Genomic DNA, 17,870 nt, shown 5'->3' with positions numbered 1-17,870 from the left:
GGGGCGTGATGATCGTTGACGGCGCACCGCCCGACCGCGCACATATCGGCGAGGATCGCGGGCCCGCTCCGGCGCCGCAGGTCTACGAGAGACTCTTCATGAACCAGTTCACTCCCGCCGCCGACACGTTGTTTCCCTCTGCCGCACCAGTCGGCCGGGCACCGCACGTACCCGTGACGGACGGCCTGCCCGCGCTCAGCGCACTCGACTGGGGGCAGCTGTACGCCCAACTGAACGAGGAGGGCGTGGCCCTCACCCCGCCGTTGCTGTCCCGCACGCAGTGTCAGGAGATCATCGACACCTTCGACGAGCCCGGCTTGTTCCGTTCCACGGTCGTCATGCAGCGCTACCAGTTCGGCCGCGGCACCTACAAGTACTACGCCGACCCGGCGACCGTCCCGCTCATCCAGACCCTGCGTTCCCTGCTGTACCCGCCGATGGCATGGATGGCCAACCAGTGGGCACCGCAGCTCGGCGAACGCACCTTCCCCCCCTCGCTGGAGGAACTGCTGGCCGAGTGCGCGGACAACGGCCAGCACCGCTCCACCCCGCTGATCCTCCAGTACGGTCCCGGCGACTATGCGTGCCTGCACCAGGACATCTACGGCGACATCGTCTTCCCGCTGCAGATCGCGATCATGCTCAACCAGCCCGGCGAGGACTTCACCGGCGGCGAGAACGTCTTCGTCGAACAGCGGCCCCGGTTCCAGTCCCGCGCGATGGTCGTCAAACCCCGGCTCGGCCAGGGAATGATCTTCCCCGTGCGACACCGCCCGGTCCACGGCAGGAACGGCTTCCGCCGCCACCCGATGCGCCACGGCACCAACGCCGTCGAGACCGGCCGGCGCACCACCCTCGGCCTCATCTTCCACAACGCCCGCTGATGCACGGCACCCCGCGCCGGTCGCGGTGGTCATCCCGCTGCGCGACGGTGTCACCCGGCTCGACGTCACCGGCCCCATCGGATGCCCTCGCTGTGCCCCAGGTCGGCCCGGCCGGGCCGCCATCCTGGCCATGCACCCCTTCCGAAACGCCGCCGCCGATCGGCGCCGCGCCCCCGCAGCGTGACGTCCGAATCCCGCCAGCGCCCGTGCCCGCCGGACAGCAAGGTCGAAGGTGACACGAATGCCGACGAGAAGGGGCGACGATGACCGTCTGCACGACGATCACGAGCCCGCTGGGCGACCTGCTCCTGGCGGCACCACCCTCACCTACGGCGACATCGCCGACAAGATCGGCGCCCCGAGGGCCGCGGTACGAGCCGTGGGCACCGCGATCGGAGCCAACCCGCTGCTGGTCGTTCGCCCCTGCCACCGCGTGATCGGCGCCGGTGGCGCGCTGACCGGCTACGCCGGCGGTCTGGAGCGCAAGCAGCAGCTCCTGGACCTCGAAAACGTCCACCAGGCCGCCTGAAAAACCGTCACCCCTCACGACGGCGGAACCGGGGTGGCCTCGCCTCACCCTTGATGCTCACCCTTGACGCAAGGAATCCCTCACCATGATCGAGACCACCCGGCTCGCAGGCCCCGTCGCCGGCCGGGTCGCCCGAAGTGACTGGGCAGCCCTGACCGACGAACTCAACGGGCACGGCAACGCCCTGACCGGGAAGATCCTCACGCCCGCCGAGTGCCACGAGATCGCCGCCCTCTACGACGAGCCGGCCCGTTTCCGCACGACCGTGGACATGGCCCGCCACCGCTTCGGCTCCGGCCAGTACCGCTACTTCACCCACGACCTGCCCGACCTGGTACGGGAGCTGCGCGAGGCGTTCTACCCGCGCCTGCTGCCCATCGCCCGGGACTGGGCGACGAAGCTCGGCAAGCCCGCCCCCTGGCCCGACAGCCTCGACGAGTGGCTTCGGCTGTGCCACGAGGCAGGTCAGGCCAAATCCGCGCAGATCCTGCTGCGCTACGGTCCCGGCGACTGGAACGCCCTGCACCGCGACGTGTTCGGCGACATGATCTTCCCCCTCCAGGTCGTGATCGGGCTCGACGCCCCCGGCACGGACTTCACCGGCGGGGAGTTCCTGATGACCGAGCAGCGGCCTCGCGCGCAGTCGCGCGGCTCGGCCACGACCCTGCCGCAGGGCCACGGCCTGGTCTTCACCACCCGCGACCGGCCGGTGGCGACCAAGCGCGGCTGGTCCAACGGGCCGATGCGGCACGGCGTGAGCACCGTCCGCTCCGGCCGCCGCCACACCCTCGGCATCGTCTTCCACGACGCGGCATGACCCCCGCCCGGCCCGTCGCCGACCGGCCCGAGCGCGTTTACACCCTGCTCGGCCCGGGCGGACAGCCTTACCGGAGCCCGACTCCGGGAACGCTCGGGGGCCACCGCCGCGGACGCCTGTACGGGCGGCTGGACTGCCCGTCCGCGCTGCGGGCCATCGCCCGCGGCCACTACGTCGAGCAGCGGGTGTTCTTCGCCGACGAGGCCACCGCGATTGCCACCGGATACCGGCCCTGCGCTGTGTGCCTTCCCGCCGCGTACGCCCGCTGGAAAACGAACCGAGAAAGCATCACCCCCTCATGAACTCCTTCACCGAGCCACACGGCACCTCGCGTTCACCCCTCATCGGCGCGGCCGACCTCGCCGCCCACGCAGGCGACCTGCCCGCGCCCCGGCCGCACACCGAAGCCGAACTTGCCACGCTCATGGGGCTGTTGACGGGACCGAAGTCACGGATCGAGACGGTCACGATCGGACACGGCCGCGACGACGCCTCCCGCGCCGCGGCCGGGGCGTTCGAGCGCGCGTGGACGGCCCGAGGCGGACGGGTGCTCACGGTGGTGGACTGGCCGGAGACGGCCGCCTCCTGGCTGCGCCCGGCTCGGCGTCTGACCGCCGAAACCCCGGACGCATGGGTGATCGCCGCCTCCGTGCTGGGCTTCGCCCAACTCGCGCGCCGCCTGCGCCGGTCCACCGACTTCGACCCGGCCTGCACCGTCGCGTTCTCCTCGCTGAGCACCTCCCGCCTGACCGCGCTCGCCGGCGCCGGCACCCTGAGCGGGCTGCGCGGTGCGAGCGCCGACGGCGGCACCTGGGACGTACGCGGGGCGTGGGTCACCTCCTGTCCGCCGGCCTAGGTGACCGCGTGACCGCGCTGATTCCTCGCCCCGCCATGGAGGTCGCGCCCGGCGCGGTGCACGTGCCGGGCCGGCTCACCCTCGATGAGCAGCCTCCGTCTCTCCTGTTCAGCTGTCCCGTCCTTCCTCCAGGGGGACGAGCGCGTCCAGGAGCCGGCCGGCCCCGAAGGGCAGGGGCAGCGCGCGGTCGCCGAGGTCCGCGGGGACGTCGGGATGACCGGGGTTCACCCGCACGAGCCGGGCCCGCCGGGTGCCGCGTACCAGGTTCTCCATCGGCAGGCGGATCACACCCGGGGTGTTGAAGCCGGCGCCGATCTCCACGACGAGCAGCCTGTCCTCCGCGGGCGCCCGGTCGAGCCAGTGGAGCAGGCGCTGCCCGGTGGGGAGGTAGGAGTCGTCGACGAATTCGGGGCCGACCCGGACATTGGGGAAGACGGCGGCACCGCAGCGGGGGCACCGCGGCAGAGCGGCCGGGTCGGTCACCCGGCCGCTCTCAGGGTCGTACACCGCGAGGATCCGGTCGAAGTACGGCTTGCCTGCCCAGGTCTCACGGGTGCAGGGCACCGTGCACTGGAGTCGGCCGTAGTCGCCCTGGGGGGTGAAGACCCGGTCCGCGGCGAAGCCGTTGCGGACGAAGAGTGCGTCGACGTTGGACGTCATGACCCAGTGGTCGCGGTCGCCGACCAGTGCCCGTAGCCGTCGGTAGAGCGGGTTGGGCCCCGGGCTGTAGCGGATGTCGTCGATGTGGACGGCCCAGTAGCCCCACATCATGTCCGCCGGCAGCGGGGCGCCCAGCAGGTAGCGTGACCGCAGTCCCAGCCGGTAGAGCGCCGGCAGCAGCTCCTTGAAACGTTCCGCGTCGCCGTAGTCGTAGCCGGCGGCCGCGCTGAGCCCCGCTCCGGCCGCGATCAGGACCCGGTCGGCCTCTCCCAGCCAGGAACGCAGCGTCTCGATCGCCTGCGGTGCGGAGGTGTGGGTGTCGCTCGTGGAGCTCACGATTCCTGGGGTCCTTCCGGTTAACCTGATGACTGATGATGGTCAATAACCGACACGCCGCCTCGCGGGAGATCCCCGAGCTGCCCTTCGCCGCGCCCGCGGGCACGCCCACGGGCGCCGAGGTCATGTCGCTGGCCGATCTGCGAAGTCGCGTGTCCCAGCCCGACCTCGCCCGGCCCCGCCGCCCCGGCTTCCACCAGCTGCTCACCCTGGCCTCGGGCGAACTCCGGCAGACCGTGGACTTCACCGGCTACACCCTCCGGCCGGGCTCCTGGTTGTGGGTCCGCCCCGGTCGGGTGCAGCAGTGGGGGGACCTCACGAACGCGGAGGGCACGCTGATCCTGTTCCAGCAGGACATGCTCGACGCGGCCACCGCGACGGCCGCCCGGGTCGACGACCCGTACGTCCCCGTCGTCAACACCCCGGTCGCCGACGAGGCCCGGGCACTGGATCTGGCCGCCGACCACCTGAGGCACGAGTCCCAGGCGCTCGGTCATCTGCCGCTGGAAGTGCACATGGCGGCCCTGCGCCACCTCCTGGCGGTTCTGGTGCTGCGTCTGGCCCACCTGACGGTTCCGGCCGGCAGCCCCGCGCCGGAACCGGACGAGACCTACCTGCGCTTCCGAGACGTCGTCGAGCAGCACTTCACCCGCACCCGGCGCGTGGAGGACTACGCCCGGATGCTCGGCTATTCGGCACGCACCCTGGCCCGGGCCACACTGAACAGCGTCGGGCTGAGCGCGAAGGAGTTCGTCGACCGCCGCGTCGTACTGGAGGCCAAACGGCTGCTGGCGCACAGCGACCAGACCGCCGCCCAGATCTCCGACCAACTCGGTTTCGCCAATCCGTCCCAGTTCAACAAGTACTTCCTGCACCGGGTCGGCCGGTCGCCGATCGACTTCCGCGACGAGGTCCGCGGGCGCCGGGCCCCTCATGAACCGACGGGCGGTCAGAACGGATAGCGGGCCTGCTGGGTGGCGATGGTCACCCAACGGGTGTTGGAGAATGCCTCGATGCCCCACCGTCCGCCGAAGCGGCCGTAACCGGACGCCTTGACGCCGCCGAAGGGCGCCTGTGGCTCGTCGGCCACGGACTGGTCGTTGATGTGCACGATCCCGGTGCGGACGCCTCGGGCCACGATCAGGCCGTGTGTCGCGTTCTCGGTGATGATGCCGCAGGTCAGGCCGTTGTCGGTGTCGTTCGCGAGCGCTACGGCGGTGTCGTCGTCGGAGAACGTCTCGACGACGCACAACGGGCCGAAGGCCTCCGCGTGGTAGAGCTCGGCGCTCCTGGGCACGTCGGTGAGCACGGTCGCCGGGTGCACGGCACCCTCCGGCCGGCCGCCGCCGGTGAGCACGGTGGCGCCCTCCGCGACCGCGTCCCGGACCAGACCGGCCACGCGCTCCGCGGCGGACGCGCCGACCAGCGGGCCCACCACCGTTTCCGGGTGGCCGGGGTCACCGGCCCGCAGCGCGGCGACCTTCGTGGTGAACTTCTCCGTGAACTCCTCGGCGAGCGAGGCGTGCACGAGGACGCGGTCGGCCGACATGCAGATCTGGCCCGAGTTCATGAACACGCTGAAGGTGACGGCGTCGACGGCGTGGTCGACGTCGGCGTCGTCGAGGACGATCACCGCGTTCTTGCCGCCCAGTTCGAGGACGGCCGGCTTCACGTGTTCGGCCGCGTGCCTGCCGATGACGCGGCCGACGTGCGTGGAGCCGGTGAAGTTCACGGCACGCACCCGGGGATCCGCGATCAGCGTCTCCGCGATCCGGGCGGCGTCCTCGCGGTCGTTGGTCACGACGTTGAGAACGCCGTCGGGCAGCCCCGCCTCGCGGAGCACATCGGCGATGAGCAGCCCGCAGGCGACGGGCGCGTCCTCGCTCGGCTTGACGACGACCGTGTTGCCGGCGGCCAGGGGACCCGCGACGGCCCGCACACCGAGGATGACCGGAGCGTTCCACGGGGCGAACGCCGCCACCACGCCCAGCGGTTCGCGCACGGCCAGCCCCAGCACCCCTTGCTCCTGGGCACTGAGTACCTCACCACGCGGCGCGGTGACCGCGGCGGCCGCCTCGCGCAGGATGTCGGCCCCGAGGCGCGCGTTGAAGTGTGCCCACGGGCGCGTTCCGCCCGCCTCGTGGGCCATGGTCTCCACGACCTGCGCGGTCCTGGACTCCAGCAGGTCGGCGGCTTTGAGGAAGATCGCCCGGCGGGCGAACGGGGCCAGGGCGGCCCACTGTGCGAAGGCCGCGTCGGCGGCGTCCACGGCCCGCGTCACGTCCTCCGGGCCGGCCGCGGGAACGGTCGCGTAGACCTCGGCCGTGTAGGGGTTGATGTCCTTGGTGGTACGGCCGGAGAGCGCGGGTACGTCCTTGCCGTCGATCAGCATGTCACGGGTGAGGGGCATGGGGAGCTTCCTTCGGTACGGGGTACGAGGCAGCCGCGGGCGGCTGGGGGGCCAGGTCGCGGCCGGCGGCCGACAACCCGTCGGGGCGCGGTTCACGCGGCTGCGCCGAGGGCTCTTCGGTAGGCCGACTCGTTGTCGGCGTCGAACACGGTGAACACGATCCGGTCGAACCGGTCGGGGTGTGCGTCGAGCCAGTCGGAGACGGTGTGCAGGGCGATCCGGGCGGCCTCGTCCTTGGGATACCCGAAGACGCCGGTGCTCACGGCGCAGAAGGCCAGGGTGCGGATCGTCCCCACCTCGGCGGCCAGGCCGAGACAGGACCGGTAGGAAGAGGCCAGCGCCGCCGCGTCACCGGTACGGGGCGTGCCGTCGGTGATCGGGCCGACGGTGTGCAGGACATGCCGGGCAGGCAGGTGGTGTCCCCGGGTGATCTTGGCGGTTCCCGTCGGTTCGGAGGCGCCCTGCAGCGTGATGACGGTCTCGCAGTCGTCCCGCAGCCGGGGGCCGGCGGCGTTGTGGATGGCGTTGTCGACACAGGGATGCAGTGGCTGGAAGCAGCCGAGCAGGGCGCTGTTCGCGGCGTTGACGATCGCGTCCGCGGCGAGCGTGGTGACGTCCCCCCGCCACAGCGCGGTGTGCCGGGCGGCCCGGAAGGAGCTTCGGGGGAACATCTCCGCGACCGTGGGCAGTTGCCGGATCGCGACGGTGGGCCGCAGGTGGCGTTCCGCACCGAGTACGGCGTCGAGCACCTCGGTGGTGGCGTCAGGCAGTGGACCGGGAGGGCGGACCGTGAGCAGGGCGCGCAGGAGCCGCCGGGCGGTGGCCGCGTCGGCCGCGGCCGGATCGAGCAGGGAGTCGGCGCGCAGGCCGAGCCGTGCCACGGCCGGGTCGCTGCTCAGCATGCGCAGTGCGGTACGGACATGGTCGTCCAGCCGGTCGGCGGGCGCCGGGGCCGCCGACGGACGGAACGGCTCGTCGAGGGCGATCGCCTCCCGGTAGGCGGCCAGCGGCAGTGCCCGGGGCGGGGCGCTTCGCTCGGCGAAGCCGTGGGGTGGGAACCGGGAGTCGGCCATGGAAGGCTCCGGGGAGATGGTCGTGGAGGGTTCCGGAACGGTCATCGGAGAAGAGCCCGGCGGGGAGTCAGGCGAGCCCGATCTGCTGGTTGAAGGTCTGGTTGTCCCAGAAGAGGAACTCCTCGTCCATGACACCGTGCGTGTTCCATAGCCCGACGGTGACCATGTTGACGGCGAAGCTCTTGCCCGTCGGCTGGACGAAACCGCCCGTCCCGTCCGGCATGGGCCTGGAGAACGTGCCCTTCAGCACTCCGGTGACCGCGGTCAGCTCGCCCTTGGCGATGCGGAGCGGGTGTTCGCTGACACGGGTGTCCGGCGCCCAGACGAACTGCGCCTTCAAATCGGCGACATGACGCTCGATGCCGTCCGTGTAGTGGCCGTCGGGCCAGTGCACACGGACGTTCGGGGCGTGGCTCTCACCGAGACGGTCCCACTCCTGGCGGGAGTAGACCTGGAAGTCGAGCTCGTCGAAGGTCTTGAGATTGCGGCACTCGACGGCGGTGAGGTGGACGGGCCACAGCGACTCCGTCTCCGGGGTCGAGGCCGGGTCGCCGAACAGGTCCGGGTGGTGTTCGGCCGCGGCTGCCAGGTCCGTACCGCCGGCGACCGCGGTCAGGGCCAGCGCACCGAGCGTGGCCGCACTGGTGTTGCGCAGGAGAGAGCGACGATCCAACATTTTTGGTTCCTTGATCGGGGAGATGCCGGCGACAACCTGCCGATGACGATGTCGGCAGCCGGATACGACATGTTCAAAATAAGTCGCCATCACCGAGTCTTTCGGTCCAATTCCCGACTTCTTATGGTCAGAACGTGACACCTGGCAGGGCGGGAAGCATCCAGTGCGACGGAGGCCGGAGCCGTCCCGGGGCGTCGCGCGGCGCCGTCAGGAGGGGATGCGCAGCACCGGCTTCACCACTGTGCCGCCGGCCGCGTCGTCGGCGGCTTCGTTGATCCGGTCGGGCGAGTAGAAGCGGATCATCCTGTCGAACGGCAGGCGCCCCGCACGGTGGAGGCCGACCAGGGACGGCACGAAGCCGAGCAGATCGCTGTCGCCCTCGGTGACGCCCCGGACGACGCGCCCGTTGAGCAGGAAGTTGACGTCGAAGGTGCCGTCGGTGCCGACCGGTGGAGCCCCGACCACCGCCACCGTCCCCCGAACGGCGAGCGCGTCCGTGGCCCGCCGCAGCAGAGCGGGAACGCCACTGCTCTCCAGCGCATGGGTCACGCCCCGGCCCGCCGTGATCTCCGCCAGCCGGGCGGCGAGGTCCTCCTCCTTGCCGTTGACCACATCGGTCGCCCCCAGCTCACGGGCGAGGTCGAGGCGTGAGGGCACGACGTCGACGGCGATGACGCGGGCGGCCGGGGTCAATGCGGCCGCCATGACCGCGGACAGACCCACCGCCCCCGCGCCGAAGACGGCCACCGTGTCTCCCGGGCCGGGGCGCAGTTCGTTGAGTACGGCGCCCGCGCCGGTCTGTATTCCGCAGCCGATGGGTGCGAGCAGCGCCAACTCGTCCTCGTCGGCGGCCTCGACTGGTACGACGCTGCGCTCGTCGACGACGGCGTGGTGGGCGAACGAGGACTGGCCGAAGAAGCGTCCGCCCAGCGGGGTGCCGTCGACGCCGTGGATCGGCGTACTGCCGTCGGGCCGGGCGCCGGCGAAGTTGCGCGCGATGAACGTGTCGCAGTAGCCGGGATGACCGTGCTCGCAGGCACCGCACCGGCCGCAGGAACTGAACGACAGCAGCACCTTGTCGCCGACACGGGCCCGGGTTACGTCGGAGCCGACCGCTTCCACGACACCGGCTCCCTCGTGGCCGAGGACGGCGGGCAGCGGGGTGTGGAGCTTCTCGTCCCGGACGGCGAGGTCGGTATGGCAGATGCCCGCGGCCACGATGCGCACGAGGACCTCGTCCGGCCGGGGGTCCTGCAGCCGGACCTTCTCCCAGACGAACGTCCCCGTGCCGGGGTGGACCACCGCTGCTCGCGTCTCGGTCATGGCCGTGCCTTCCTGCCTGTCGATGGGTGAAGCGGGCGGGGCATCCGTGGCCGTCGAGCGGACGGCGGCCGCCTCGCCGACGGACGCGGGTTCTCACGACCGGCAGTCCCCGCGCCGGGCTCTCAACCTATGAGCCGAGTCACCCAGGGAAGCGGCGCAATCGCGACGAGCAATGGTCAGAATCCGACAGCCTGGGCCGTCCGCCCCTACCCGCGCCGTCCGCCCCTGCCCGCCCGAGACGCACCTCATGGCACGCCGCCGGCGGGCAGGAGCGGGGTCGGCGTCAGGGGAAGTTCACCGGCGCGTCGGTGAAGGTGGAGACGACCAGGGCGCCTACACAGTCCGGCGTGAAGGTGTCCACCGCGGCGATCCTGGTACCCCAGCGGTCGATGAGCTCCGAGGTCACCGCCTGTGCGATCCGGTCGATCCAGACCTTCTGGACGGCCCAGACGTTCTCCTTCTCGACCACCGCTGCCGCCGCGTCGCCCGAGGTGATCTCACTGCTCTTGCGTACGGTCGTGGTCCACATGTCCACGAAGAACTCGCGGGACTGCGTGACCTCGGCGCGGGTGGCGGTGCGGTACACGTGACCGCCGCAGAAGGTGTCGAAATCGAGGTCCAGGATCGCGTCGTGTGCGGTCAGCAGGCCGGGGATGTTGTCGGCGTTGCCCCAGGCACGGTAGGGCGCCCAGCCGGGCATGACCACGTCGGCCATGTGGGCCAGCCGCAGCCGGGGGAAGTGGATCATCATGTTCCCCGCCTCGTGGTTGGGACCGGGATAGATGAAGTGGATCTCCTCTCCGCCGATGTGGATCACCTTGTGGTGGTCGCGGATGATCCGGTGAGGCACCGGCCGGGCGGGGTCCGCGTAGGCGGTGAGGAGGGCGGCACAGTCCTTGTGCGCGATCAGAGTTGCCTCGGGATGGTCGCCGGCCGCGCCGATGTGGTCCGCGTGGTCGTGACTGTAGATGACGTGGGTGACCGGCTTGTCGGTGACGGACGGAATGGCGGCACGGATCGCGGCGCGGGCCGCGGGAGGCGCGTCGACGAGGACGACACCCTCGCGGGTGACGACGAAGACGCACTGCACGATCCCCGCTATGAGCACGTAGCCGTTACGACCGACGCGCTCCAGCCGGTAGCCGTCGCCGGTGTCGGGCAGTGGCTTCACGTGGTCGGGCAGGGGCAGGAAGCCGGGGGCGTCCGGGGCGGCGGAGGCGGGGGCCGCGGTGACCAGACCTGCTCCGGCTCCCAGGGCGAGTGCGCCCGCGGCGGCACTCCCACGGCGGATCAGGGAACGACGACCAATCATGTGTGTCTCCGAGAGAGATGGACAGAACGTACGGCCCGGCCGGGCACTGCCAAGGATTTGTCACGTCCGCCGCCTCAGCCCATGGACATGGATCGCGGAAGTATGGATTCTCCGTGCACCCGACGGCCCGCCCTCGGATTTGTCTGGACATCGTCGGCGGCGGACGGAAATCATGGCCGGGACACAGGCGGCTCCCAGAACCACCACGCGCCACCCCGCGCACCGAGCGCGGGGCCGCTCGTCGCGGACCGCCGACCGAAAGCCGTCCGCAGGAGCCCCCACGTTGCGTACCGACCCTGCCGGCGACCCGTCGCCGGGCGACCGTGAGCTGTCGATCGCCCGGCTGCCCACGGCGGATCCCGCACTCCACGTGATGCCCCTGGACGACGCGACCCTGAGCATCCAGACCTGCCCTGTCCGCGGCCCGCACCGGCACGCGTACCACGAGCTGTTCTGGACCAGGAGCGGCACCGGTGTCCACGTGGTGGACGGCGAGCGCACGGTCGTCGGGCCCGGCACGGTGCTGGTGCTCGGCCGCGGCCCGGTGCACTTCCTGGAGCACGCGAGGGACATGTCCGGGGCGATCGTGCGCTTCGGCGACGAGCTGCTGCACGAGGGGCTGTCCACCCACTCGCACCCCGGCCGCCTGCTCACTGCCCGCGGGCGGTCCGTGGTGCACGTCCCGCCGGAGGGCACCGCGCACTTCGACGCCGTGATCGGGGCACTCGCCGCGGAGGCCCGGCGCCCGTCGTCCGCCTTCAGCGACATCGTCCACCGGCACCTGCTGTTGACGTTGCTGTCGTGGCTCGGCCGCTGGCACGACCACGGCGAGCGACCGGACACCGGGGGCAAGGACGACCCCGTCATCCGTCTGTACCGGCGCTTCAACGTCCTCCTGGAACGCGACTTCGCCCGCCACCACGACGTCCGTCACTACGCGCGCGAACTGGGCGTCTCGGAAAGCGCGCTGTGGCGCGCGCTGTCCGGCGTGACCGGGAGCTCGACACGGACCCTGATCACCGAGCGCGTGATGACGGAGGCCGCCCGCCTCCTGCGCTTCACCGACCTGGCCGTGGGCCAGATCGCCCACGAGGTCGGCGTCCGCGACCGCCTGTACTTCTCCCGCGCGTTCAAGCGCCGGTACGGGCGATCGCCGCGAGCGTATCGGGAGCGGTTCCACGGGGCGGTGGAGGACGAGGGCGGGGTGTAGCCGCGGGGAAGGGTCGATGGCCCGTGGCCGGAGGATGGGCTCGACGGGCCGGCCGGAGGATGGGCTCGACGGGCCCGCCACCTTTCCCCGGGTACCGCGCCGGCTGCAGCAGAGGTGCCGATGAGCGACATGCTCACCTCCGAAGCCGGGAACACCCCACGCGAAAAAGGGCCCCCGCAGGCTCTCACCTGCGAAGACCCTTCGCACCGTCGGGACGACAGGATTTGAACCTGCGACCCCTTGACCCCCAGTCAAGTGCGCTACCAAGCTGCGCCACGTCCCGATGCCGTTTGACCTGGGGTTTCCCCTGGCGAAACGCGCAAGGAAACAATACCGCACTCGGCTCGGTGATCGCGCACGCCTTTCGTCCCGGCCGGCCGGGACGGTGCCCCTGGGGTGGTCAGCTCCCGCCCGGAAGCCCCAACTCCGGGTAGGAGTCCAGAAGACGGGGCGAGGCCGCCTGCCGCCAGGAGTCGGCGAGGATGTCGCGCAGCTCGCCCTCGCCCTCCAGCGCGGCGAGCCGGACCCGGACCCAGGCGAACTGGGCCTCGTGATCGGCGATCCAGAACTTGCCCGGCTCGGCGAGCACCAGTTCGTCGCGCTCCTCCTTGGGGCAGCGCACGGCGATGGAGGTCTCGTCCTCGGGCAGCGTGGCGAACATCTTCCCGGCGACCCGGAACGTGGGCATGCTCCAGGCGATCTTCTCGCTGGTGTCCGGCAGGGACAGGGCGACACGGCGTACGTCTTCGGCTTCCGGCATGCCCCGAACCGTAGCCTCTGCCACTGACAGTCACCTGGCCAGAGCGCCCACGTGCTTGTAGTAGAGGGTCGTCGGGCGCAGTACGCCGGTGGGGCTGAGGGCGTAGTCGGGGATGACGCCGGCGCGGGTCCAGCCGGCCGACCGGTAGAGGTGCTCCGCGGGGCTGTCCGTCTCGGTGTCCAGATGGAGCAGGGTGATCCCGGCGGCGGCCGCGGCCTCCTCGGCGACGGTCAGCAGGCCGCGTCCGATGCCCTGGCCGCGGGCGTCGCGGTGGACCATCAGCTTCACCAGTTCGGCGCGGTGCGGGCTGTTGGGTTTGCCGGGGTGGGGGAAGGCGAGGCCGACCGTGCCGACGGTCCGGCCGGCGCCGTCCAGCGCGGCCCAGACGGCGAGCTGCCCGGCCGCCACGGCGGACGTCCGCTCCCGCCACCAGGCGACCGCCCGCTCCCGCTCGAAGGGGGCGAGGAAGCCGACGGACGCCCCGCCGTTCACGACGTCGGCCAGCAGATCGGCCAACTCGCCTACCCGGCACGACAGTTGATCCGCTTCGAGACGAAGTGCCCTCACGGTCGCACCACCGCCAGCACGTACCGCGTCCGCGCCGGTCCCGCGCACCGGAACCGGGTCGGCCCCCACACCCGCAGCCGCAGGCAGTCCCCCGCGTCCAGGAGATGCTCGGTTCCCTCCGCCGTCACGGCCAGGCTCCCGTCGAGCACCCAGATGTGCTGCTCCAGGCCGGGCACCGGCGGGCGGTCGTAGGCGATGTCCGCCCCCGCCGCGAGCCGGCCCTCGACGAGTTCGCCGCGCAGTCCGCCGTGCGGCGGCGACACGGACCGGCGCACGAAACCGGAGGCGCGGTCCTCCCACACCTGCTGCTCGGCGGCGCGCAGCACGGGCGCGGGTTCCGCCTCGACCTCGCTGAGCAGCTGGGACATGGTCCGGCCGTAGACGTTGCAGAGGCGGTTGAGGAGGGCCGCCGTGGGGCTGGTCTCGGCCCGTTCGGCCCGCGACAGGGTGGACTTGCTGATTCCGCTGCGCTCCGCCAACTCGCCCAGGGACCAGCCGTGTTCGGCCCGCAGTTCGGCGAGGCGGCTGCCGAGGCGGGCGTCGACGGGGTCGGGGGCGACCGCCGCTCCATGTTCCATATTCGGGACGATATCCCTGATATGGAACGCCCGCGTTAAGGAAGCCTCACAGCCCCGCCGCCTCGCCCAGGGCGTCGAGCACCGGGCGGATCAGCGGATGGTCCTCGGCTCCGCGCCGTACGGCCGCGAAGACGCGGCGGGTCGGGGCGACGCCGTCGACGGGGCGTACGACCACACCGGTCAGGTCCATGCCGCGCAGCGCGGAGCGCGGGACGAGGGCCACGCCCGCGTCGGCCGCGGCCAGCGCCACCACGGCACGGAAGTCGTCGGAGGAGTGTTCGAAGCGGGGCTGGAAGCCGGCGCTCTCGCAGGCCAGAACGACCACGTCGTGGCAGGGGTTGCCGGGGTACGGGCCGATCCAGGTGTCCTTGGCCAGTTCGGCGAGGGGGACCTCGGAGGCCTCGGCCAGCCGGTGGTGGAGCGGGACGACGGCGTCGAACGGCTCGGCGTACAGCGGCACGTGGGTGAGCCGGGGGTCGTCGGCGGGCGGGGCCCCTCGGTACTCGACGGCGACCGCGACGTCGACCTGCCGGTCCAGGACCATCGGGAGGCTGGCGTCGCCCTCGGCGTCCTGGACCCGGATGCGGATGCCGGGGGCGGTGCGAGCGAGGTGGGCCACGGCCGGGGCGACCACCTGGGCGATGCCGGTGGCGAAGGCGGCGACGGTGACCGTGCCGGCCTCGCCGGAGCCGTACGCGGCCAGCTCGGCCTCGGCCCGCTCCAACTGGGCGAGGACCGCGTTGGTGTGGGCGAGCAGGATCTCGCCGGCCGCGGTCAGCCGTACGCCCTTGGCGCTGCGCTCGACCAGGCGGTGGCCGGTCTCCTGTTCGAGGGCCGTCAGCTGCTGGGAGACGGCCGACGGGGTCAGATACAGCGCGGCGGCAGCCGCCGTCACCGTGCGGTGGTCGGCCACCGCACGGAGGATGTGGAGCCGCCGCGCCTCGATCATGAGGTTGATTATCGCAATATGCCGGAGCCGCTCGGGCCGGCGGCTCCGCTCAGCCCGCCAGCTCCGCGCGGGCCGCGACGAAGGCGTCCACCACGCGGTTGACGTCGTCCGTCGAGTGGGCGGCGGACAGCTGGACCCGGATCCGGGCCTGCCCCTGCGGGACCACCGGGTAGGAGAAGCCGATCACGTAGACGCCCCGCTCAAGGAGCAGCTCGGCCATGCGGCCCGCCTCGGCCGCGTCGCCGATCATCACGGGGGCGATGGCGTGGTCGCCGGGGAGGATGTCGAAACCCTCCTCGGTCATCCGGCGGCGGAACAGGGCGGTGTTCTCGGCGAGCCGGACCCGCAGGTCGTCCGCCGCCTCCAGCAGGTCGAGGACCTTCAGCGAAGCCGCCGCGATCACCGGGGCGAGGGTGTTGGAGAAGAGGTAGGGGCGGGAGCGCTGGCGGAGCAGGGCGACGATCTCGGCGCGGGCCGCGACATAGCCGCCGGAGGCGCCGCCGAGGGCCTTGCCGAGGGTGCCGGTGATGATGTCGACGCGGTCCGTCACGCCGTGCAGCTCGGGGGTGCCGCGGCCGGACGGGCCGACGAAGCCGACGGCGTGCGAGTCGTCGACCATGACCATCGCGTCGTAGCGGTCGGCGAGGTCGCAGATCTCGCGCAGCGGGGCCACGTAGCCGTCCATGGAGAAGACGCCGTCGGTGACGACCAGCCGGCGCCGGGCGCTCTGCGCCTCCTTCAGCTGCCGCTCCAGGTCGGCCAGGTCGCGGTTGGCGTAGCGGAGGCGGCGGGCCTTGGAGAGGCGGATGCCGTCGATGATGGAGGCGTGGTTGAGGGCGTCGGAGATCACCGCGTCCTCCTCGCCGAGGAGGGTCTCGAAGACACCGCCGTTGGCGTCGAAGCAGGAGGAGTAGAGGATCGTGTCCTCCTGGCCGAGGAACGCCGACAGGCGGGCCTCCAGCTCCTTGTGGACCTCCTGGGTGCCGCAGATGAAGCGGACGGAGGCCATGCCGTAGCCCCAGCGGTCCAGGGCCTGGTGGGCGGCGGCGATCACCTCGGGGTGGTCGGCGAGGCCGAGGTAGTTGTTGGCGCAGAAGTTGAGGACTTCGCCGGGGCGGCCGCCGGCGGTGACACCGACGGTCGCGGACTGCGGGGTGCCGATCACGCGCTCGGGCTTGTGCAGTCCGGCGGCGCGGATCTCGTCGAGGGTGGTGCGCAGGTCGTCGCGCACGGAGTCGAACATTCCAGAAGCTCCTAAGGATTTACGCGAGGAATCACGCGGTCCAGTCGAGGATGACCTTGCCGCCGCGGCCGCTCGCCGCGTCGGCGAAGGCCGCCTCGAAGTCGCGGTAGCCGTAGCGGCCGGTGATCACGGGGGCGAGGTCGAGTCCGCCTTCCAGCAGCACCGACATCGCGTACCAGGTCTCGAACATCTCACGGCCGTAAATGCCCTTGATGGTGATCATCGAGGTGACGATCCGGGCCCAGTCGACGGGGAACTCCTGGGCGGGCAGGCCGAGCACGGCGATCCGGCCGCCGTGCGTCATGTTGGCGATCATGTCGCGCATGGCCTCGGGCCGGCCGGACATCTCCAGGCCGACGTCGAAGCCCTCGCGCAGCCCCAGCTCCCGCTGCCCGTCGGCGATCCCCGCCCGCGACACGTTCAGGGCAAGGCTCACGCCGATCTTGCGGGCGAGGTCGAGGCGCTCCTCACTGACGTCGGTGATGACGACGTGGCGGGCGCCCGCGTGCCGGGCCACGGCGGCGGCCATGAGACCGATCGGCCCCGCGCCGGTGATCAGGACGTCCTCGCCGACCAGCGGGAAGGAGAGCGCGGTGTGCACGGCGTTGCCGAACGGGTCGAAGATCGCGGCCACGTCGAGGTCGACGGGGACGCGGTGCACCCAGACGTTGCCGGCGGGCAGCGCGACGTACTCGGCGAACGCCCCGTCCCGGCCGACGCCGAGGCCCACCGTGGCCCGGCACAGATGGCGCCGCCCGGCCTGGCAGTTGCGGCACTTGCCGCAGACGAGGTGACCCTCGCCGCTGACCCGGTCGCCCACCTTGACGTCGGTGACGTCCCGGCCGGTCGCCGCGACCTCGCCGACGAACTCGTGGCCGACCACCAGCGGGGTGGTGATCGCCTGTTGGGCCCAGCCGTCCCAGGCCCGAATGTGCAGATCGGTGCCGCAGATGCCGGTCCGCAGGACCTTGATCAGTACGTCACCGGGTCCGACCGTGGGCTCCGGCACGTCCGTGAGCCACAGCCCGGGCTCCGCCTTCTCCTTGACCAGCGCCTTCAACGCTACGGCTCCTGTGCGTGAGGTCCCGGCCGCGGGGACGCCGAAGCGGCCCGCGGCCGGGGAGGGGGGTGGAATCTCACAGCAATCTGCCGCACCCGGGCGCATCGGTCCATCGAGGATTTCTTAAGCGCCGCCACAGCTCGGCTTCACACCCTCGGAACACCCGGCAGGAGACGGCTAGTCGAGGCGGGAGACCTGGTAATGGGCGATGTACCAGTCCTCGCCCGTCCGGGTGACGAGGACGGAGAGCTTCACGTCCAGCGGGGGCCGGTCCGTGAAGGAGAACTCGACGGCCAGGTAGCCGAGCACCACGCCGTCGGCGGGCCGCCGGGTCTCCAGGACGCGGTACGCCGCCTTCATCCCGAGGGGCTGGGAGTCGTAGTACGCGGCGACGCCCTGCCGTCCGACGCTGTAGGGGTGCAGTCCCTGGAAGACGGCGTCCTCGGTGAACTGGGCGGCGACGCGCTCGGGTTGGTGTGCGTCGACGGCCGCTTTCCACCGGTCGAGCACCGCGCTCAGGATCGCCGTGTCGTCCGTCGTGCTGGTCATGTCCGCTCCTTCTTCGTGTGCCGGATGAGGTGCCGGGGTGCCGTGCTGTGCCGTGCCGTGCTGTGCCATGCCGTGCGT

General features: G+C 71.7%; 19 protein-coding genes, 1 tRNA gene and 1 pseudogene. 7 read left to right on the top strand and 14 right to left on the bottom strand.

Annotation, left to right across the window (positions count from 1 at the left end):
• Positions 1–98 precede the first annotated feature (98 nt).
• The 5 genes and pseudogenes from ABT137_RS30855 to ABT137_RS30835 all read left to right on the top strand — a co-directional run bounded on the left by ABT137_RS30855 (position 99) and on the right by ABT137_RS30835 (position 3,086).
• Complete coding sequence (locus ABT137_RS30855) at positions 99–884, top strand: 2OG-Fe(II) oxygenase (protein WP_351714382.1); 786 nt, start codon at positions 99–101, stop codon at positions 882–884.
• 307 nt (positions 885–1,191) lie between these two features.
• Positions 1,192–1,413: pseudogene (locus ABT137_RS30850) on the top strand (methylated-DNA--[protein]-cysteine S-methyltransferase); the annotation flags it as partial.
• Positions 1,414–1,498: 85 nt separating this feature from the next.
• Positions 1,499–2,230, top strand: coding sequence for a 2OG-Fe(II) oxygenase (locus tag ABT137_RS30845; protein ID WP_351714381.1), 732 nt, complete (start codon positions 1,499–1,501; stop codon positions 2,228–2,230).
• Positions 2,227–2,532, top strand: a complete 306-nt coding sequence (locus tag ABT137_RS30840; protein WP_351714380.1) for an Ada metal-binding domain-containing protein — start codon at positions 2,227–2,229, stop codon at positions 2,530–2,532. The genes ABT137_RS30845 and ABT137_RS30840 overlap by 4 nt, the downstream gene beginning before the upstream one ends.
• Positions 2,529–3,086: a type 1 periplasmic-binding domain-containing protein gene (locus ABT137_RS30835; protein ID WP_351714379.1), complete on the top strand. Its 558-nt coding sequence runs from the start codon at positions 2,529–2,531 to the stop codon at positions 3,084–3,086. The genes ABT137_RS30840 and ABT137_RS30835 overlap by 4 nt, the downstream gene beginning before the upstream one ends.
• A gap of 108 nt (positions 3,087–3,194) precedes the next feature.
• Here the strand turns inward: ABT137_RS30835 and ABT137_RS30830 are convergent, their stop codons facing one another.
• Positions 3,195–4,082, bottom strand: coding sequence for an SIR2 family NAD-dependent protein deacylase (locus ABT137_RS30830; protein WP_351714378.1), 888 nt, complete (start codon positions 4,080–4,082; stop codon positions 3,195–3,197).
• Between the two features lie 35 nt (positions 4,083–4,117).
• On the opposite strand from ABT137_RS30830, the gene ABT137_RS30825 reads away from it, so the two are divergent.
• Entirely contained in the window at positions 4,118–5,044 is a 927-nt protein-coding gene (locus tag ABT137_RS30825; RefSeq protein ID WP_351714377.1) for a helix-turn-helix domain-containing protein, read from the top strand.
• Here the strand turns inward: ABT137_RS30825 and ABT137_RS30820 are convergent.
• The 5 genes from ABT137_RS30820 to ABT137_RS30800 form a co-directional block, all read right to left on the bottom strand.
• Positions 5,032–6,492: an aldehyde dehydrogenase family protein gene (locus ABT137_RS30820; protein ID WP_351714376.1), complete on the bottom strand. Its 1,461-nt coding sequence runs from the start codon at positions 6,490–6,492 to the stop codon at positions 5,032–5,034. The two genes, ABT137_RS30825 and ABT137_RS30820, sit on opposite strands and share 13 nt — an antisense overlap.
• A 92-nt stretch (positions 6,493–6,584) precedes the next feature.
• Positions 6,585–7,565 carry a protein-ADP-ribose hydrolase gene (locus tag ABT137_RS30815; protein ID WP_351714375.1) on the bottom strand — a complete coding sequence of 327 codons (981 nt, stop codon included), beginning with the start codon at positions 7,563–7,565 and terminating at the stop codon, positions 6,585–6,587.
• A gap of 67 nt (positions 7,566–7,632) precedes the next feature.
• The gene (locus tag ABT137_RS30810; RefSeq protein WP_351714374.1) at positions 7,633–8,241 is read right to left on the bottom strand and encodes an ester cyclase; all 609 of its coding nucleotides are present in this window, start codon (positions 8,239–8,241) and stop codon (positions 7,633–7,635) included.
• Positions 8,242–8,448: 207 nt separating this feature from the next.
• On the bottom strand, positions 8,449–9,564 hold the full coding sequence (locus ABT137_RS30805) for an NAD(P)-dependent alcohol dehydrogenase (RefSeq protein ID WP_351714373.1): 1,116 nt from the start codon (positions 9,562–9,564) through the stop codon (positions 8,449–8,451).
• A gap of 283 nt (positions 9,565–9,847) precedes the next feature.
• The gene (locus tag ABT137_RS30800; protein ID WP_351714372.1) at positions 9,848–10,876 is read right to left on the bottom strand and encodes an MBL fold metallo-hydrolase; all 1,029 of its coding nucleotides are present in this window, start codon (positions 10,874–10,876) and stop codon (positions 9,848–9,850) included.
• A 283-nt stretch (positions 10,877–11,159) separates the two neighbouring features.
• On the opposite strand from ABT137_RS30800, the gene ABT137_RS30795 reads away from it, so the two are divergent.
• Positions 11,160–12,086 (top strand): AraC family transcriptional regulator, encoded by a 927-nt coding sequence (locus tag ABT137_RS30795; RefSeq protein WP_351714371.1) that lies wholly within the window; start codon positions 11,160–11,162, stop codon positions 12,084–12,086.
• A 209-nt stretch (positions 12,087–12,295) separates the two neighbouring features.
• On the opposite strand, the gene ABT137_RS30790 is transcribed toward ABT137_RS30795, so the two are convergent.
• The 8 genes from ABT137_RS30790 to ABT137_RS30755 form a co-directional block, all read right to left on the bottom strand.
• A tRNA-Pro gene (locus ABT137_RS30790) sits at positions 12,296–12,369 on the bottom strand.
• Between the two features lie 117 nt (positions 12,370–12,486).
• On the bottom strand, positions 12,487–12,846 hold the full coding sequence (locus tag ABT137_RS30785; protein WP_351714370.1) for an MmcQ/YjbR family DNA-binding protein: 360 nt from the start codon (positions 12,844–12,846) through the stop codon (positions 12,487–12,489).
• A gap of 30 nt (positions 12,847–12,876) precedes the next feature.
• Positions 12,877–13,413, bottom strand: coding sequence for a GNAT family N-acetyltransferase (locus ABT137_RS30780; protein WP_351714369.1), 537 nt, complete (start codon positions 13,411–13,413; stop codon positions 12,877–12,879).
• Complete coding sequence (locus tag ABT137_RS30775) at positions 13,410–13,991, bottom strand: helix-turn-helix domain-containing protein (RefSeq protein ID WP_351714368.1); 582 nt, start codon at positions 13,989–13,991, stop codon at positions 13,410–13,412. Before ABT137_RS30775 ends, ABT137_RS30780 begins: the two co-directional genes overlap by 4 nt.
• A gap of 46 nt (positions 13,992–14,037) precedes the next feature.
• On the bottom strand, positions 14,038–14,940 hold the full coding sequence (locus ABT137_RS30770; RefSeq protein WP_351714367.1) for a LysR family transcriptional regulator: 903 nt from the start codon (positions 14,938–14,940) through the stop codon (positions 14,038–14,040).
• Positions 14,941–14,989: 49 nt separating this feature from the next.
• On the bottom strand, positions 14,990–16,183 hold the full coding sequence (locus ABT137_RS30765; protein WP_351714366.1) for a glycine C-acetyltransferase: 1,194 nt from the start codon (positions 16,181–16,183) through the stop codon (positions 14,990–14,992).
• Between the two features lie 31 nt (positions 16,184–16,214).
• Positions 16,215–17,243: an L-threonine 3-dehydrogenase gene (tdh, locus tag ABT137_RS30760; RefSeq protein ID WP_351714365.1), complete on the bottom strand. Its 1,029-nt coding sequence runs from the start codon at positions 17,241–17,243 to the stop codon at positions 16,215–16,217.
• Positions 17,244–17,420: 177 nt separating this feature from the next.
• Positions 17,421–17,792 (bottom strand): YybH family protein, encoded by a 372-nt coding sequence (locus ABT137_RS30755; protein ID WP_351714364.1) that lies wholly within the window; start codon positions 17,790–17,792, stop codon positions 17,421–17,423.
• Between the last annotated feature and the right edge of the window lie 78 nt (positions 17,793–17,870).

This window comes from Streptomyces sp. NPDC001980 (assembly GCF_040296885.1).
Taxonomy (GTDB): Bacteria; Actinomycetota; Actinomycetes; order Streptomycetales; family Streptomycetaceae; genus Streptomyces.
Note: the sequence above shows the minus strand (reverse complement) of the source record. Positions and strands in the feature narration are given on the sequence as shown.

Coding starts and splice junctions, on each gene's coding strand:
- ABT137_RS30855 (WP_351714382.1), top strand. CDS start 99: ATGAACCAGTTCACTCCCGCCGCCGACACGTTGTTTCCCTCTGCCGCA.
- ABT137_RS30845 (WP_351714381.1), top strand. CDS start 1,499: ATGATCGAGACCACCCGGCTCGCAGGCCCCGTCGCCGGCCGGGTCGCC.
- ABT137_RS30840 (WP_351714380.1), top strand. CDS start 2,227: ATGACCCCCGCCCGGCCCGTCGCCGACCGGCCCGAGCGCGTTTACACC.
- ABT137_RS30835 (WP_351714379.1), top strand. CDS start 2,529: ATGAACTCCTTCACCGAGCCACACGGCACCTCGCGTTCACCCCTCATC.
- ABT137_RS30825 (WP_351714377.1), top strand. CDS start 4,118: ATGATGGTCAATAACCGACACGCCGCCTCGCGGGAGATCCCCGAGCTG.
- ABT137_RS30820 (WP_351714376.1), bottom strand. CDS start 6,492: ATGCCCCTCACCCGTGACATGCTGATCGACGGCAAGGACGTACCCGCG.
- ABT137_RS30815 (WP_351714375.1), bottom strand. CDS start 7,565: ATGGCCGACTCCCGGTTCCCACCCCACGGCTTCGCCGAGCGAAGCGCC.
- ABT137_RS30810 (WP_351714374.1), bottom strand. CDS start 8,241: ATGTTGGATCGTCGCTCTCTCCTGCGCAACACCAGTGCGGCCACGCTC.
- ABT137_RS30805 (WP_351714373.1), bottom strand. CDS start 9,564: ATGACCGAGACGCGAGCAGCGGTGGTCCACCCCGGCACGGGGACGTTC.
- ABT137_RS30800 (WP_351714372.1), bottom strand. CDS start 10,876: ATGATTGGTCGTCGTTCCCTGATCCGCCGTGGGAGTGCCGCCGCGGGC.
- ABT137_RS30785 (WP_351714370.1), bottom strand. CDS start 12,846: ATGCCGGAAGCCGAAGACGTACGCCGTGTCGCCCTGTCCCTGCCGGAC.
- ABT137_RS30775 (WP_351714368.1), bottom strand. CDS start 13,991: ATGGAACATGGAGCGGCGGTCGCCCCCGACCCCGTCGACGCCCGCCTC.
- ABT137_RS30770 (WP_351714367.1), bottom strand. CDS start 14,940: ATGATCGAGGCGCGGCGGCTCCACATCCTCCGTGCGGTGGCCGACCAC.
- ABT137_RS30765 (WP_351714366.1), bottom strand. CDS start 16,183: ATGTTCGACTCCGTGCGCGACGACCTGCGCACCACCCTCGACGAGATC.
- ABT137_RS30755 (WP_351714364.1), bottom strand. CDS start 17,792: ATGACCAGCACGACGGACGACACGGCGATCCTGAGCGCGGTGCTCGAC.